Source organism: Pedobacter roseus (assembly GCF_014395225.1).
Taxonomy (GTDB): Bacteria; Bacteroidota; Bacteroidia; order Sphingobacteriales; family Sphingobacteriaceae; genus Pedobacter; species Pedobacter roseus.
This window is the reverse complement of record NZ_CP060723.1, coordinates 4,448,088-4,464,614: the sequence shown is the minus strand read 5'-3', so window position 1 is coordinate 4,464,614 and position 16,527 is coordinate 4,448,088. Positions and strand designations below refer to the sequence as shown.

General features: G+C 38.8%; 15 protein-coding genes. 12 read left to right on the top strand and 3 right to left on the bottom strand.

The genetic code is table 11. The features are described from left to right. The first annotated feature begins 107 nt into the window (after positions 1-107). The 4 genes from fusA (at position 108) to H9L23_RS18335 (ending at position 3,378) form a co-directional block, all read left to right on the top strand. Positions 108-2,222 carry an elongation factor G gene (fusA, locus tag H9L23_RS18350; RefSeq protein WP_187591715.1) on the top strand — a complete coding sequence of 705 codons (2,115 nt, stop codon included), beginning with the start codon at positions 108-110 and terminating at the stop codon, positions 2,220-2,222. Between the two features lie 139 nt (positions 2,223-2,361). Further along, on the top strand, positions 2,362-2,667 hold the full coding sequence (gene rpsJ, locus H9L23_RS18345; protein WP_008244591.1) for a 30S ribosomal protein S10: 306 nt from the start codon (positions 2,362-2,364) through the stop codon (positions 2,665-2,667). A 51-nt stretch (positions 2,668-2,718) separates the two neighbouring features. Next, positions 2,719-3,012, top strand: coding sequence for a hypothetical protein (locus H9L23_RS18340; RefSeq protein WP_187591714.1), 294 nt, complete (start codon positions 2,719-2,721; stop codon positions 3,010-3,012). A gap of 87 nt (positions 3,013-3,099) precedes the next feature. Then, complete coding sequence (locus H9L23_RS18335; protein WP_187591713.1) at positions 3,100-3,378, top strand: hypothetical protein; 279 nt, start codon at positions 3,100-3,102, stop codon at positions 3,376-3,378. A 279-nt stretch (positions 3,379-3,657) separates the two neighbouring features. Here the strand turns inward: H9L23_RS18335 and H9L23_RS18330 are convergent, their stop codons facing one another. Beyond that, positions 3,658-3,852: a YtxH domain-containing protein gene (locus H9L23_RS18330; protein ID WP_187591712.1), complete on the bottom strand. Its 195-nt coding sequence runs from the start codon at positions 3,850-3,852 to the stop codon at positions 3,658-3,660. Positions 3,853-3,861: 9 nt separating this feature from the next. After that, positions 3,862-4,224, bottom strand: coding sequence for a hypothetical protein (locus H9L23_RS18325; protein WP_187591711.1), 363 nt, complete (start codon positions 4,222-4,224; stop codon positions 3,862-3,864). A 190-nt stretch (positions 4,225-4,414) separates the two neighbouring features. Between H9L23_RS18325 and H9L23_RS18320 the strand changes: the two genes are divergently transcribed. From H9L23_RS18320 to H9L23_RS18300, 5 genes are all read left to right on the top strand, one after another. Then, entirely contained in the window at positions 4,415-7,024 is a 2,610-nt protein-coding gene (locus H9L23_RS18320) for an MGH1-like glycoside hydrolase domain-containing protein (RefSeq protein WP_187591710.1), read from the top strand. 120 nt (positions 7,025-7,144) lie between these two features. Then, the gene (locus H9L23_RS18315; RefSeq protein ID WP_187591709.1) at positions 7,145-8,488 is read left to right on the top strand and encodes a deoxyguanosinetriphosphate triphosphohydrolase; all 1,344 of its coding nucleotides are present in this window, start codon (positions 7,145-7,147) and stop codon (positions 8,486-8,488) included. Positions 8,489-8,735: 247 nt separating this feature from the next. Beyond that, positions 8,736-11,195 (top strand): hypothetical protein, encoded by a 2,460-nt coding sequence (locus H9L23_RS26925; protein ID WP_187591708.1) that lies wholly within the window; start codon positions 8,736-8,738, stop codon positions 11,193-11,195. A 6-nt stretch (positions 11,196-11,201) separates the two neighbouring features. Continuing rightward, positions 11,202-11,705 (top strand): gliding motility-associated C-terminal domain-containing protein, encoded by a 504-nt coding sequence (locus H9L23_RS18305; RefSeq protein WP_187591707.1) that lies wholly within the window; start codon positions 11,202-11,204, stop codon positions 11,703-11,705. A gap of 11 nt (positions 11,706-11,716) precedes the next feature. Then, entirely contained in the window at positions 11,717-12,595 is an 879-nt protein-coding gene (locus H9L23_RS18300; protein WP_187591706.1) for a PorP/SprF family type IX secretion system membrane protein, read from the top strand. Positions 12,596-13,052: 457 nt separating this feature from the next. Here H9L23_RS18300 and H9L23_RS18295 read toward each other — a convergent pair whose 3' ends face one another. Then, complete coding sequence (locus H9L23_RS18295; protein ID WP_187591705.1) at positions 13,053-13,664, bottom strand: hypothetical protein; 612 nt, start codon at positions 13,662-13,664, stop codon at positions 13,053-13,055. Between the two features lie 171 nt (positions 13,665-13,835). Between H9L23_RS18295 and H9L23_RS18290 the strand changes: the two genes are divergently transcribed. The 3 genes from H9L23_RS18290 (at position 13,836) to H9L23_RS18280 (ending at position 16,453) form a co-directional block, all read left to right on the top strand. After that, positions 13,836-15,092, top strand: a complete 1,257-nt coding sequence (locus H9L23_RS18290; protein ID WP_187591704.1) for a prephenate dehydrogenase — start codon at positions 13,836-13,838, stop codon at positions 15,090-15,092. A gap of 9 nt (positions 15,093-15,101) precedes the next feature. Beyond that, positions 15,102-15,695: a hypothetical protein gene (locus tag H9L23_RS18285; RefSeq protein WP_187591703.1), complete on the top strand. Its 594-nt coding sequence runs from the start codon at positions 15,102-15,104 to the stop codon at positions 15,693-15,695. Between the two features lie 77 nt (positions 15,696-15,772). After that, positions 15,773-16,453: a hypothetical protein gene (locus tag H9L23_RS18280; protein ID WP_187591702.1), complete on the top strand. Its 681-nt coding sequence runs from the start codon at positions 15,773-15,775 to the stop codon at positions 16,451-16,453. Positions 16,454-16,527 lie beyond the last annotated feature (74 nt).

Genomic DNA, 16,527 nt, shown 5'->3' with positions numbered 1-16,527 from the left:
AAGATTACACAGATTTAATTAGAAGATTATACTGATTAGATAAATTACACCGATTTGTTATTACATAATCGGTGTAATCATTTAAAATCAGAAATCAAAAACATAACATGGCAAGAGATTTAAAATTTACAAGAAATATTGGAATCGCGGCTCACATTGATGCAGGTAAAACTACAACAACTGAGCGTATTCTTTATTATGCTGGTGTAAGTCATAAAATTGGTGAAGTGCACGAAGGTGCTGCAACAATGGACTGGATGGCACAAGAGCAAGAGCGTGGTATCACGATCACTTCTGCTGCAACTACTGTTGATTGGAATTACAGAGGTCAAAAATATCACGTTAACGTGATTGATACTCCGGGTCACGTGGATTTTACCGTAGAGGTAAACCGTTCATTACGTGTACTGGATGGATTAGTGTTCTTGTTTTCGGCTGTTGATGGTGTTGAGCCTCAATCGGAAACTAACTGGCGTTTAGCAAACAATTACAGTGTGCCTCGTATTGGTTTCGTTAATAAAATGGACCGTTCCGGAGCAGACTTTTTAAAAGTTGTTAAGCAAGTTAAAGAAATGTTGGGTAGTAATGCAGTTCCATTGCAATTACCTATCGGATCTGAAGACGGATTTAAAGGTGTGGTTGATTTAATCAACAACCGTGGTATCGTTTGGAATGAGCATGATAAAGGAATGACCTTTACTGAAGTGCCAATCCCTGAAGATATGATTGATGAGGTTGCTGAGTGGAGAGAGAAATTACTTGAATCAGTTGCTGATTATGATGAGTCGTTAATGGAGAAATTCTTCGAAGCGCCAGAAACAATCACAGAACGCGAAGTTTTAGATGCTTTACGTGCAGCTGTTTTAGATGCTAAAATTGTACCTATGGTTTGTGGTTCATCTTTCAAAAACAAAGGTGTACAAACTATGCTTGATTATGTGATGGAATTATTGCCTTCACCTATGGATAGCGAAGGTGTTATTGGTACTAACCCGGATACTAACGAAGAGGTTTTATTAAAACCAAGCATTAGTGAGCCGTTTGCAGCTTTAGCTTTTAAAATTGCAACCGATCCATTCGTAGGTCGTTTATGTTTTATCCGTGTTTACTCGGGTAACTTAGAAGCGGGTTCTTATGTTTATAACTCTCGTTCTGAAAATAAAGAGCGTATTTCCCGTATCTTCCAAATGCATGCTAACAAGCAAAATCCTGTGCCAAATGTGGCTGCTGGTGATATTGCTGCGGTAGTTGGATTTAAAGATATCAAAACAGGTGATACACTTTGTGATGAGAAAAACCCAATCGTTCTTGAATCGATGGATTTCCCAGAGCCAGTTATCGGTTTAGCTATTGAGCCTAAAACTCAGGCTGATGTTGATAAATTAGGTATTGGTTTAGGTAAATTGGCTGAAGAAGATCCTACATTCAGGGTTCAAACAGATCAGGAAACTGGTCAAACTGTAATCTCTGGTATGGGTGAGCTTCACCTGGATATCTTAATTGACCGTTTAAAACGCGAATTTAAAGTTGAAGTTAACCAGGGTGCGCCACAAGTAGCTTACAAAGAAGCTATTTTCGGTACAACTACTCATCGTGAGACTTATAAAAAACAATCAGGTGGTCGTGGTAAATTTGCTGATATTTCAGTAGTTATCTCTCCAATTGATGCTGATTTTGAAAAAGGTGGCTTACAGTTCGTAAACGAAATTACTGGTGGTTCAATTCCTCGTGAATTTATCCCTTCAGTAGAAAAAGGTTTTGCTGCATCTATGGCGAATGGAGTATTAGCAGGATATCCACTTCCTGATATGAAAGTTCGTTTAACGGATGGTTCATTCCACGCGGTCGATTCAGATGCTTTATCATTTGAACTTGCGGCTAAAATGGCATACCGTGAGGCTTTACCTAAATGTAAACCTACTTTGATGGAGCCAATCATGAAAATCGAAATCTTAACCCCTGAAGAAAACATGGGTGATGTAATCGGTGATATGAACCGTCGTCGTGGTCAGTTATTAGGAATGGATACCCGTAACGGATCTCAGGTAATTAAAGCAACTGTGCCTCTTTCTGAAATGTTCGGTTATGTAACTCAGTTACGTACCATCACTTCAGGACGTGCAACTTCTACAATGGAATTTGACCACTACGAAGCTGCACCTAAAAACGTACAGGATGAAGTAATTGCTAAATCTAAAGGAAGAGTAAAATCTGAAGACTAGTTAGAATAAGTATTTTAGTGTCAAGTATCAAGACGGATTGTCCAATCTTGATACTCGATACTTGTATCTTGATACTACAAATGATAAATCCGGTTTCTGTTGTTAATAGCTCTAACAGGAAGCCATAATTAAAAATAAGATGAGCCAAAGAATCAGAATTAAATTAAAATCTTACGATTACAACTTAGTAGATAAATCTGCTGAGAAAATCGTAAAAACTGTTAAGCCTACGGGTGCAGTGGTTAGTGGTCCGATTCCACTTCCTACAGAGAAAAAAATCTTTACTGTATTACGTTCTCCACACGTTAACAAAAAAGCTAGAGAGCAGTTCCAATTATGCGCTTATAAACGTTTATTGGATATTTATAGCTCTAACTCTAAAACAGTTGATGCTTTAATGAAACTTGAATTACCTAGCGGTGTTGAAGTTGAAATCAAAGTTTAATTGATTTTAAAAGAACAAAAAAGGTCGTGATGCAAATCGTGGCCTTTTTTTATGCCCAGTCATTTTCAAACAAAAGCAGGTAAGTTCGGTTTAACTGGTATGAACAAAGACAAAGACCAACAAGAAGAACTGCCCGTTGAAGGACAGGATTTTGCCAAGCCAGAAGAAGAGCAGAAAAAGAAACCTTCCTCACACGGCGAAGTAGCCAATCAAAAAGGAGGCGATTTTTCTGAACTGGAAGAAAGCCGAATGGAAAAACCACCCAAACACCGTGAAGAAAATGGATCGAGCAAGGATGACCTGGATAGCGATACTAGGATAGATCAAAGTAAAGGGGTGAAATAGCTCTAGATCGATTGATTATCAAATACCTAAACTTTTTCATACTATCAACTGTTATTAAAATAAGAGTGTCTGCAAAATAATACTTTTATGGAAATGAATGACGATATTAAGAAAAGGGAAGTAGATCAGCAGTTGGGTTCCCATAAGGATGAGGGAATAGACTGGGATAATGGAGAGGCCACTTATGGTCATAAACGTTCTGATTTTAAAAGGAAAGACGAGCCGGAAGAAACGCATTTGGCAAAAGCTGATGCTGCCGCCCACAATATTAACAAAGAGCTAAAAAATGTCAATTTTAGCCAAAATGAAGATATTGCAAATAGAAATAAAGATGCAGCGAAAGGTATCCGTGGTAAAGATCTGTAATGGAAGTAATTTAAAAGGGAATATTCATATAGAATAATCCCCTAGTAATATTGATGCATTTTCCGGCAGATGGAAATTAATTAGGATTCCACAACTGAAATTGCGTTAATAAGTAGCAAATGCCCTTAAATTGTTTAGTCTCTGATTTCTTTAGTTAATCTTTGTCGCGAATCCTACAGCAGCACAAATTTCAACGATTAAAGCCAATTTACAAAAACAAGGCGTATATATTTATTGATATATGTCAATTAAAGGTGTCTTTCAGGTTTACCAGAGTTGTCAGTATAAATCACTTGTTTGTGAATAATCCTTTTTGATCCGGTCACCATACTGTTTTACTTTGTCAACATATTCAGGTGCTTTTTCCCTAAAATCATCTACCAACGATTTTCCATCAGTAGCTCTTTTCTTTGTAGCATATTTAAACCCGTAAACTGCTGCAGCGCCTAAAATGGCATATTTTAATAATCCCATAACTAAAAATTATATTCCTGTATTTAATGCACGGTCTTCATCCGTTTCATTAAGCCCTGTTTTGGTTTTAAAATCATCAGACGAACTTCCGGTATGGCTATCGGCACTTTTCACCGTTGGGTGTTTATCTGCACTGTTATATGCATCATCGCTAAGCGAGTCTTTACCTTGTGTTCCCGAATTGTCGTAACCATCTTTTGCCAAAGGATTACCTTTAATCAGCTCACTTGGTTCCTTGCCATAAGCAGTTACCTCATTTACATCATTACCGGCTTCGTATGCTTTTTGCACATCCGATTTTTCTTCTTTTCCACCTTCTGGTCCAACATAACCTTCGGTATGCTCTTCCTTATTATATATACTCGTTTTCATAGAAATGTATTAAATCTTACTTAAACAACGTATCTGCAATCAAAAGGTTTGTATTTTATTATTGATTTCGTGACTTAAGACTTAGAATATATTTATTTTAATCGTTGATATTTAACATCATTATTAATCAGCTGAAAGTAGGCTCGTAATGGTATAGTTTTAGCAAAGCACGATTAATCAACTTTTAAATATGAGCAAGGCAGAGCAAAATCGGATTAATCAACAATATGCCAATCAAAAAGCGTGGCTTAAATGGGGACCATACCTTACTGAGCGACAGTGGGGAACGGTGAGGGAAGATTATAGCCCCAATGGAAATGCCTGGGATTTTACAACGCATGATACAGCGAGGAGCAAAGCTTTTAGGTGGGGTGAGGAAGGATTAGGGGGCATAAGTGATGATCAGCAACTGCTTTGTGTAGGATTAGCTTTGTGGAATGGTGAGGATGCTATTTTAAAAGAACGGCTTTTTGGTTTGAGCAACGAGGAGGGCAATCATGGAGAAGATGTTAAAGAACTTTATTATTATTTAGATAATACACCCATGCATACCTATATGCAAATGTTGTATAAATATCCACAATCTGCTTTCCCTTACTCCAGGCTTGTTGATGAAAATGCCAAACGATCAAGACTGGAACCCGAATTTGAATTAATGGATACAGGCATCTTTGATGAAGATAAATATTTTGATGTTTTTATCAATTATGCAAAGGATGATGTGGATGATTTGCTCATTAATTACACCATTTTTAATAGAAGTAATGAAGATGCCGGGCTTCATATCTTACCACAGTTATGGTATCGTAACAACTGGAGTTGGGATGGCGCTACAGCTAAACCTGCAATTAGCAGCATTGGACAAAATAAATTGCTTTTGCATTCAGAAAAGCAAGGTAAATTTTATTGTTATGCAGATGGTATGCCTGAATTTTTATTTACCGATAATGAAACCAATAATGAACGTTTATATCAATCGGCCAATGTATCAGATTTTGTAAAGGATGGTATAAATGACTATCTGATAAACGGGAATAAAAAGGCTGTAAATCCTGCCAAAACAGGAACCAAAGTTGCAGTTCATTATACAAAGCTTATTCCTGCAAAACAAAGTATCAGCATAAAATTAAGATTAAGCAGTAGCCAGCTAAAAGCACCATTTGAAGATTACGATCAGATTTTTGAAGCGCGTAAAAAAGAAGCCAATGAGTTTTATGCCGATAAATACGCTGCGAATTGTAGTGATGAAGAAAAGATGCTACAACGCCAGGCTTGGGCGGGTATTTTGTGGAATAAACAGTATTATAATTATGATGTTAATGCCTGGTTAAAGGGCGATGCAGGTTTACCAAAACCAGCAATTGAAAGAGCGTGTGGAAGAAATTACCACTGGAGCCATTTTATGGCAAATGATATTATTTTAATGCCCGATAAGTGGGAGTACCCCTGGTTTGCAGCCTGGGATCTTGCTTTTCATTGCATAGCGCTTGCGCCTGTAGATCCCGATTTTGCCAAACAGCAATTGAGGTTGTTATTAAACAACAGTTATATCCATCCTAACGGACAATTGCCCGCCTACGAATGGGATTTTACAGATGCAAATCCGCCGGTGCATGCATTGGCTTCTTACAAGGTTTATCTGGTAGATAAAAAAATAAAAGGAACCGGTGATTTAAAGTTTTTAGAAGAGGTGTTTCAGCGCTTACTCCTCAACTTCACCTGGTGGGTAAACCAAAAAGATAGCGAGGGTAATAATATTTTTGAAGGTGGCTTTCTGGGGCTTGATAACATTGGGATATTTAACCGCAGTGAGCCCGTACCCGGCGGTGGCTTTTTAGAGCAAGCCGATGGCACCAGCTGGATGGCAATGTATGCTTTGAATATGCTTCAGATAAGTATAGAGCTTGCCTTACAAAATCCGTTATATGAAGATATGGCAATAAAATTTGCACAACATTTCTTATTTATTGCCGGATCAATTGATAATATGGGCGACCATCACATTGGACTATGGGATGATCATGATGGTTTTTACTACGATTTATTACGTAATCCCAATGGAAACTGGGATCGGTTACGCCTCCGCTCTCTTGTTGGTTTGATCCCCATGTTTGCGGTTATTGTTTTTAGCGATAAAGATTGGAAAGACTTGCCAAAACTTAGATCTCATTTGGAAGCTTTTATGCTTCAACGACCTGATTTAGTACAGCTGGTGAGCCATTGGGCAGATAAAAGTGGAAATGATAAACACTTGTTTTCGCTTTTGCGTGGCCATAGGATGAAAATGCTTTTGCGCAGAATGCTGGATACGACCGAGTTCCTCTCTGATTTTGGTATTCGATCGGTTTCCAAAATTTACGAAACACAGCCTTTTAGTTACTGGTTAAATGGAAGTGATTATTCTGTAAAATATATTCCTGCAGAAAGTGATACAGGTATGTTTGGTGGAAACAGCAATTGGCGCGGGCCAATTTGGATGCCTTTAAACTATTTATTAGTTGATGCCTTAAAACACTTTCACGAATATTATACAGATGATTTTAGGGTGGAATATCCAACAGGATCAAACGAATATTTCTCACTGAATGAAATTGCAGATTTATTGAGCAAAAGGATGAAAAATTTATTCCTTAAAAATGATAAAGGGGAGCGTGCGGCATTTGGAGGTTATCCTAAATTAAATCACGACGAACATTTTAAAGATTACATTTTATACTACGAATACTTTAATGGTGACAATGGAAAAGGTTTGGGTGCTAGCCATCAAACGGGGTGGACTGCTTTGATTGCCCTTTTATAGATGTAAAATTATTCATACCATGTATTACACTCAACAGGCTTAAAAAATCAGAGGTTTTAAAAACGAATCTTTTTATTAAAGCACCTGAATCATTAACTTCGCCCAAAATTAATTGAACGCATGGAGTGGAAATATTTACTATCGAATAAAAGGTACGGACAAGAACAATATGGTGCCAGTACCGATCGTGCGCGTTCTGATTTCCAGCGTGATTACGACCGTTTGATTTTTTCATCTCCGTTTAGAAGATTGCAGAACAAAACCCAGGTTTTTCCCTTACCCGGAAGTGTTTTTGTTCACAATCGCCTTACACATAGTTTGGAAGTGGCGAGTGTGGCCCGTTCTATGGCTAATATTTTCCTTAACAGCGTAAATACGCACAACCCTGAACTGATTAAGGAAGTGCCCTTGATTAACGAGGTAGGCAATATTGTGGCAGCAGCTGCATTGGCGCACGATTTGGGTAACCCTGCTTTTGGCCATTCAGGTGAAGCAGCCATTTCGAGGTACTTTACCGATGGCGACGGCCGTGTGTATCAAAAAGACATGAACGAATCGCAGTGGCATGATCTGATTAATTTTGAAGGAAATGCAAATGCCATCAGGATCCTTACGCATCCGCTTAAAGGAAAAGGCAACGATGCTTATGCCTTAACTTATTCAACCCTGGCTTCGATTGCAAAGTACCCATGTGCATCTATTGCAGGTAAACAAAAAGGCCTTTTGCACCGCAAAAAATATGGTTTCTTTCAGTCGGAAGAAGAAACATTTAAAAAAATTGCTACCGAGCTTCATTTAGAACAGGAAGAAAACGAATACCTGATTTATAAACGCCACCCTTTGGTTTACCTGGTTGAAGCGGCAGATGATATCTGTTACAGCATCATCGACCTGGAAGATGCCCACCGTTTAAAAATCCTGTCTTACGAAGAGGTAAAAAACTACCTGTTGCCATTTGCTAACTCAACAACAATTGAAGAACGTTTAAAAAACGATTATGAAGACGATGATGCCAAAATCGGTCTGTTAAGGGCAAAAGCCATCAACACCCTGACCAACCAGTGCGCAACCATCTTTTTCGAAAAGCAGGAAGAACTGTTAAAAGGAGAGCTGAATCAAAGCTTAACCGATTTATTACCTGAACCATACGTCTCAGCCTGGAAGGCAGTCGAAAAAATTTCGGTTGAACGCATTTATAATTTCTCTTCAGTAATCCAGAAAGAAGTGGCTGGCTACAAAATTATGGCTGGTTTATTGGAAGAATTTGTACCAGCGCTGATCCATAACAATACGCATTATTATAAAAAACTGGTCAAGCTGATCCCTAAACAGTACCATACAGATTTAACTGATATTTATTCCATCACACAGAGTGTATTAGACTTTGTTTCGGGAATGACAGACCTCTATGCTGTAGATTTATACCGGAATATTAAAGGCATCTCTTTCCCGTCAGAAACGTAGCCGTTTTAACACGGCTGTCGGTTTTTAGCCCAATTTATTAAATCAAACCGGTGTTAACAGCTTTTAAATAGGCTGTTGGTGTAAAATTATGAATTCTCTTTTTATATATGAATCTGATTTTCAATATATTGAGTATTTTTAAAAAGTCTTTCGTGTAAAGCAGGGTCCTCAGCTTGTACTAATTATTAGATTTGATCGTTAGTCTGCTTCTTTTTTGTAGCCAGATAATTAGATCTCATCCCTATTCATGAAAAAATTTTTACTGATCACGCTGCTAAGTATGGGTTTGGCATTGGCTGTTAAAGCACAAGCTCCGCAACAATTCAATTATCAGGGTGCTGCCAGAAATGCCAATGGTAGCCCACTCGCAAATAAAAGCATATCCCTGCGCATCAGCATCCTGGATGCATCGGCAACGGGTACTACGCAATATTCGGAAGTAAGAAATGTGGTAACCAATGTTTTGGGCCTTTATGCAGTAGCCATTGGATCAGCAGGAGCCAGTTCGGTAACCGGTACAATAGGAGGGGTGACCTGGGCAAGTGGATTAAAATTCGTAAAAGTCGAAATCGACCCCGATAACGGAAGCAATTTTACGCTGGCCGGAACGGCACAATTGTTAAGTGTTCCTTATGCATTATATGCTGCCAACGGCCCAATCGGACCGAAAGGCGATCCGGGTGCAACAGGCCCCGCAGGTGCACAAGGCGCGGCAGGTGCAGTTGGTCCACAAGGTCCGCAGGGCGTTGCCGGGGCAACTGGTGCTCAGGGACCAATAGGATTAACTGGTGCACAGGGAGCAATTGGGCCAACAGGTCCACAAGGCATAAAAGGTGATACCGGAGCAACTGGAGCAACCGGCATACAGGGTTTACAAGGTATACCCGGAGTAAAAGGCGATAAGGGCGACAAAGGTGATATTGGTCCGGTTGGTCCATCTACGGGGACTGCCGGAGGCGATTTAATCGGAAATTATCCAAATCCAACTATAGCTAATCTTCAGGGAAAAACGGTAAGTGCAACTGCGCCATCCAATAACCAGGTACTTTTATTTGATGGAGCTGCATGGAAACCGGTAACATTGGATGTTAGTCAGTTATCTGGTGCCAGGGCCTTAACTTCAACAGATTTAAGCATTAGTACCAATGGTGTAACTGCACTGTTAAAAGATGTGGTAATAGATATCAATGCAGGTGCAATAAGTACCATTAAACTTGCTGATGGCGCAGTAGCTACGGCAAAGTTGGCAGATGCGGCGGTAACTTCAGTAAAAATCGGAAATAAAGAAATTAAGAATGTTAACATAGCCGATTCTGCAGTGAATACGCTTCAACTAGCAGATAAATCGGTAACTACGCCAAAACTGGCTGATGGAGCTGTAACTTCCATCAAAATCGGAAATAAGGGGATTAAAAATATCAATATAGACGATGCTGCAGTAAATACGCTTCAGTTAGCGGATGGCTCGGTAACTACGCCAAAACTCGCCGATGCAGCAGTAACTTCGATCAAGATCGGCAACAAAGAAGTTAAAAATATCAATATAGACGATGCCGCTGTGAATACACTTCAGCTTGCAGATGGCTCGGTAACGACACCTAAACTTGCAGATGCTTCAGTTACCCTTGCTAAATTAACCACCAATGGGGTGAGCGATGCAAACAAGGTTTACATTACCAATGCGATAACCGGAAAGCCGGAACTGATCAGCAGAACATTATTTGCCAATGCAAATGCCTGGGCTTTGAGGGGCAATACAGGAAATATAGATCAGAATAACAATTTCCTGGGCAATACCGATGATGTAGCCATTAATTTTTTGGTTAATGGTTTAAAATCGGGCCGCCTGGGCAATTCAGCAGAAACCAACATTTCTTTTGGTTATAAAACACTTACAGCAAACGTATCAGGTTTTTATAATAGTGCCTTTGGAAGGGAAGCATTATCGGTAAATATCTCGGGTTATGAGAGCAGTGCTTTTGGCTACCAGGTATTGCAACGTAGTTTTAGTGGCATCAATAACAGCGGTTTTGGTTCGCAGGCCCTATCGGCCAATACGGTTGGCTCTAACAATACGGCGATGGGTACACACACTTTAATGGCTAACGGTACAGGCGTTGCCAATACAGCGGTAGGAAGTTTAGCGCTCGAAGCGAGCAATGGCGATAATAATACCGCAATAGGTTATAACGCCGGGTCAAAAAATAATGGTGCAGGCAATATTTTTATCGGGAGCAATGCAGCAGGCAATAGTACAAATGCAGTTAATACGCTGGTAGTGGCTAATTCTAGTACCACTTATCCTTTAATTGCAGGTAATTTTACTACAAACGGCGGTTCGCTAACACTTAACGGAACTGCAGCAGCAACTGCTACCGCTTATGCACCTGCAAATGCCAGTACTTTAAACATCAATGGTTCCGTTTCTGCCAGCATTTTAACTTTTACCAGCGCTGGTACTTTAACACTGGATGACAGTCATTATACCGTTAGAATAAAAAATGCCGGTGCAGCCGTAACGGTTAATCTTCCGGCAGCCAGCACCTGTAAAGGAAGGATTTATGTTATCGTTAAAGCCTTATCATCAGGAAATGTAACCCTGAATAATCCGGTGTTATTAAACGATGATTCAAATTTAACTACTATTACGGGGAATAAAACCTTTACCATTCAAAGCGATGGGGCTGCATGGATCTCTTTAAACTAAAATGCGATGAGAAAAATATACTGTCCTTTTATATTCTTATTGCTGATGTTTTTTGGAAATAATCTGAAAGCACAGAACCTACCGTATATATTTAATGCTACCAGCGGTTATGGCAAGATCAATAACCAGTTGTACGATTTCAGTATTGGTGAAATGGCAGTGGTGCAAACTTTCCAGGCAGGAAACACCACATTGAGCCAGGGTTTTTTGCAGCCCTTCCTGATTATACAAACCACGGCCGACGTTGCTGTTGTAAATAATATCCTTACACCAAATGGTGATGGTAAAAATGATTTTTTCGTAGTGAAGGGTTTAGAAAAATATCCAAACAATAAACTCACCATTTTTGATAGGGGAGGAAGGATGATCTATGCTGCTACGAATTACCAGAACAACTGGGATGGCTATTTCAATGGAAAACCATTGATGGAAGATACCTACTACTACATGCTCGATCTGGGTACAGATGGATCTATTAAAGGTTTTATATCAATTTTATATAAAAAATAACAGGGAGAGAAATGAGATATTATATCGTGGCGCTGTTGTTTTTATTGATTACACCAGCTTTTGCCCAGCTTAACCCCATGGGGAGTATTTATTACCAGAACCAGTTTTTGGCCAATCCGGCAATGGCAGGCTTGGAAAAAGGTTTAAACTTAAATGCCGCTTTTAAAGCGCAGTGGGCAGGAGTAGAAGGGGCACCAAAAATCCAATACCTCACAGGCGATTATGGTTTGGCCAATAATAAAGTAGGTTTAGGTTTGCTTTTTTATAATGAAACTGCAGGTGCGATCAACCGTACCAGGGCGACCGTAACTTATGCTTACCATTTGCCTTTAAATGGTGGAACAAACTTTCTGGATTTTGGTTTATCTGCCGGCGTGATGAACGAATCGGTAGATTTTAATAAAGTTAAAGGCGATTTAGACGATGATGTGCTAAACAGTTTTAACGATCGTAAACTTTATTTAGATGGCGATTTTGGTGCCGCTTACCGTACCGATAAATTAACATTGCAGGCTGCCTTACCAAATCTTAAGCGGTTTTTTAAAAGAGATGTATTGAGGAATGTGGTTGACCGCTCTACCTATTTTATTGCGGCAGGTTATAAATTTACTACTGATAAACTAATTAATAGTATTGAACCAAAATTGGTATACCGGGGCGTGCAAAATTATGATGGTATTTTTGATGCAGGCGTTAATTTTCAGTTATTGGACAATAAATTAATGCTAAATGGCATTTACCACAGCACAAATAGTTTTACAGCTGGCTTTGGTACAAATTATAAAAACCAGTTTTCACTTTTGTTCCAGTACACAACCAATACCTCAAAAATGCTGAATTATAGTAATGGGGAGTTCGAACTGGGCCTGAAATATAGCATTAAGAATTAAGAAGGCAATTTCTCTTTTGGTAAATCGAGTTGTCAACTTTTAATAGCCATTTTGCTGAAAAGTTGACAACTCTTTTAATAAAGTTTTCGGGAAGTTTTACAGTAATTTTTGGTAAAAGCAGTTCCGCTGTCACTTTGATCGGTTTTAAGTGGCGAACTAGCGCTGCTGTGGGTGCAATAAACCCGACAGTAGCGGCAGCTCCCGATTTAAGCACTGTTTTTTTGTTTTTTAAGGTGTGCTTACTTGTTTCACAGGTTTCATCGGGACTATAGCAAATGGCGGGGCTAGCGGAACCGAAGCACCACAAGCCCTGCTTTTCAAATAAAATAATAAGTATTTTAAAAGCCTGCGGCAGATTACCTTTGGCCCTTACTTTTAAATGAGAAAATGATTGAATTTTGAATGACCGAATAACGCCAAATCATTCAATCATTCAAATTCAATCATTAAGCTATGCCTATCTTCCCCGGCCTTCGTCCCATTTATTACGCTCGTCCTGCAGCTCACGGGCAAGTTTCATTTCTTTATCTTTTGCCTTTACCTTATGCGCCTGAAACTCATCAGCCACTTCCTGGTAAAGTTCAGTCCTGTATTTCGCTTCGTGCCTTAATTTGCCCGATTGAAAAATAACGAAGGCCAGACCGATACCCAATACGATAATAATGGCCCACACAATGGTGTTGTAGGTGCCCTTATCGAAAGAAATTCCTAAAAATTTAATATCGTTAACAGCGGCAGTGGCATTGGCCAAAGAGCTTTCCTTCCCGGTTACTTCGCCCTTTAAGCTCGAAATATTACCTGCCTGTGCCTTAATCTCCTGGCGTGCTTCCTGCAGTTGTTTGCGTTCTTTTTTTAACGTATCAGTAACACTTTTCCATAAGGATGATAACCGTGCCGGGTTGATCAGCCTTGCGCCATACAAGCTTTTAGATTTCGATAACATGAAGTTGTACTGTCCGTTTAAAGATGGATCAGTATTCTTTGTGGTGTCTTGTTTTGTTTGTGCAAATGCGAAATTTACAAATAGCAAAGCGGCTAAAAACAATAGGGTGTGTTTAATTTTCTGCATAGTTTAATATAGGTATTAGATTGTAAAACTACATTTTTATCCATTTCCTGCTTAATATATTTTAATTAAGCTTTTATTAAAATAGATAAAATTGCTTTTGGTTTAACCTCTAAATAACAATTTTATCTAAGTTTTATTATAAAATAATTTACGATAGGTTACATTTGTTGCATGCAAATAGGAATTATAGGTTTAGGCGATATGGGTAAATTATATGCGCTATCGTTTGTAAATGCTGGTTATAAGGTATGTGGGGCAGACATGCCTTTGCGTTTTACAGATTTAAAAAATGAACTGGAACCTAAAGGAATCGAAGTTTTGATTGATGGGCACGAGGTTGCACGAAAATCAGACTTTATTATCTATTGCGTTGAAGCGGAAAAAATTGATGAGGTAGTGGCTGTTTTTGCACGGTCGACAAAATATGGTGCCATAGTTGCCGGACAAACCTCTGTTAAACACCCGGAGATTGCCGCTTTTGAAAAACACCTTCCAGAAGATACCCAGATTGTAACCTGCCACTCTTTGCATGGACCTGCTTTTAGTCCTGAGGGACAAACGCTGGTGGTAGTGCGCCACCGTGCAACTGATGCTGTTTATGCGCAGGCATTGGAAATCTATAAATCTTTAAAATCGAACATTATTGAAATGGACGATTACAGGGAGCACGACCGCATAGTTGCTGATACACAGGCGGTAACGCACATGGGTTTCGAAAGTATGGGCTCTGCATGGAAAAATGCAGGTTTCTTTCCCTGGGATAATCCTGCCTATGCCGGAGGGATCGATAATGTAAAGATTTTAACTACGCTGAGGATCTTTAGCTATAAATCGCACATTTATGCAGGTTTGGCTATTTTAAATCCTTATGCCCAAAAACAGGTAAAATATTATGCGCAGGCAGAATCTGAGCTATTTAAACTGATGATTTGTGAAAATGAAGCAGAGTTTAGAGAAAAGATTTATGCCGCCCGCGATTTTGTATTTCATGAAAGCCGTGCCCTTTTGTTATTGGATGATAACATTATGAAAGAGTTCAGCCTGTCGGATGCCAGCCATAAACAAAAGCCTAATTCGCATTTAAGTTTGTTAAGTATGGTATATGCCTGGTATAAAATGGGCGTAAATCCTTACGATAACCTGATCTGCCAAACACCACCTTTTAAATTAAGGTTGGGTATTGCAGAGTATCTGTTCAAAAATGAGGCGATGTTAGAAGAGTCGATTAATACTGCTTTATACGATAAATCCATCCGGGGTGATGATTTAGAGTTTCATACCGCAGTGCACGAATGGGCATCGATTATTGGATATGGCGATTTAAAAGGTTACAAAGCACATTTTGAAGCAGCAAAATCATTTTTTGCCAATCGTTTAAATGATGGCAGGGATTTAAGTGCCGAGATGATTAAGAGGCTTGGTAAATAGTCATTCAAGATGAAAACCATTCTAAATAAACCTGAACTGGTTTCGCTGTTACAGCAACAATTAAAAGATATTGAAATCCTTTGTGCTGAATATGATAACGGAAACAAATCTGTAGTTCCTTTAATTGCAGAGAAAATACTGGTGATTTTTCATAACACTGATCATTCGAAAGCATTGTTAGGTCAACTAAAACTAGGTCACCTCGAAATGTATTGTTGTTCGGAAGTCTATAACCCAAAAAGCCTGACAAATTTTATTGGGTTATTAAAACTGGGGCATAAAGCAGAAAAGGGCTGGAGTTACTCTGCCAGGTTAGAAATTTCGGAGTTTAAAAAAGTATCACAAGAAAACTGGTGGAATAATAAGAAAGTGATTATCGATTCGGATGGTATTGCTTTTACGAGGGGCAAAATAGTTAAATCATTGGCTGGTGCCGAACATTTGCCATTAAACACATCTGGCTGGACGGTAAAAGATGCTGAAGGTAACAAATCAACCATTAACCCAATCCCTGAAACAATGAGGCAAATTGCTTTTGAGCTATTGGAAAGTTTTCGGAATGTTGATGTAGATAAGGAAAGTAAGTTGCACAATAAAGATTAGCTGGTAAGCCCCAAATTGAGGATAACGCTCCTGGTATCAGATACCGACAGTTTAGAATTAAAATCTTACATTTAAATATGGTACCGGAAATCAAAATCTCAGTGTGCGACAATCCTTTTTTCGATTTAGTTAAGGCCGTTTATCAATACTATCCGATTGGTACGCGGGATGTAAATGAAGCATTTCCGGGTTATGGCAAGCTCACGACTATTGTAAAAGATAAAGTTGAAAGACTTATCTCTAACACACTTCCTGCGGCTCCCAGTAAATTAGATAGCGATATTCGGAATTCATTTAATAATCTTGCAGTTCTTATTAGTTACCATCATCAATTTCCAAATTACGCGATAGATATCCGCCTTCCCAAAATAGAATATGTGGAAGTAGGTCTGAATTATAAATTAAGTTTACGGATATCCCTTTTAACAAACTACTATACTATTTTCTTTGAAGAAGTGATTTTGCATAAAAACCTTAAGGCAGGTTTTAATCAGACGCCGTCAATGTCATTTGCCGTTTCATCCTCAATTGGCCACATTGCTGATGCCGAAAATATGGTTCAAATTCTAAAAACGATAGTTGAAACGAATTTTCCTGATCATAAATTTGTTAATCATGTACTGTTGTTCAGCCGTAAAATTCAGGGTGGATATCCACATGGCGCCGATGGTAATCCATTTAATAAAGAATACTCGCTTTATAATTTCCTTTTTGATAATGAATATCAAGTATCTGAAGATTTCAATGTAGTTTATTAAGCAATTACTCAATCATTCTCTCATTCGAAATTCTATTTATCCATATATCATATAGACTTTATTTTATTCCCTAA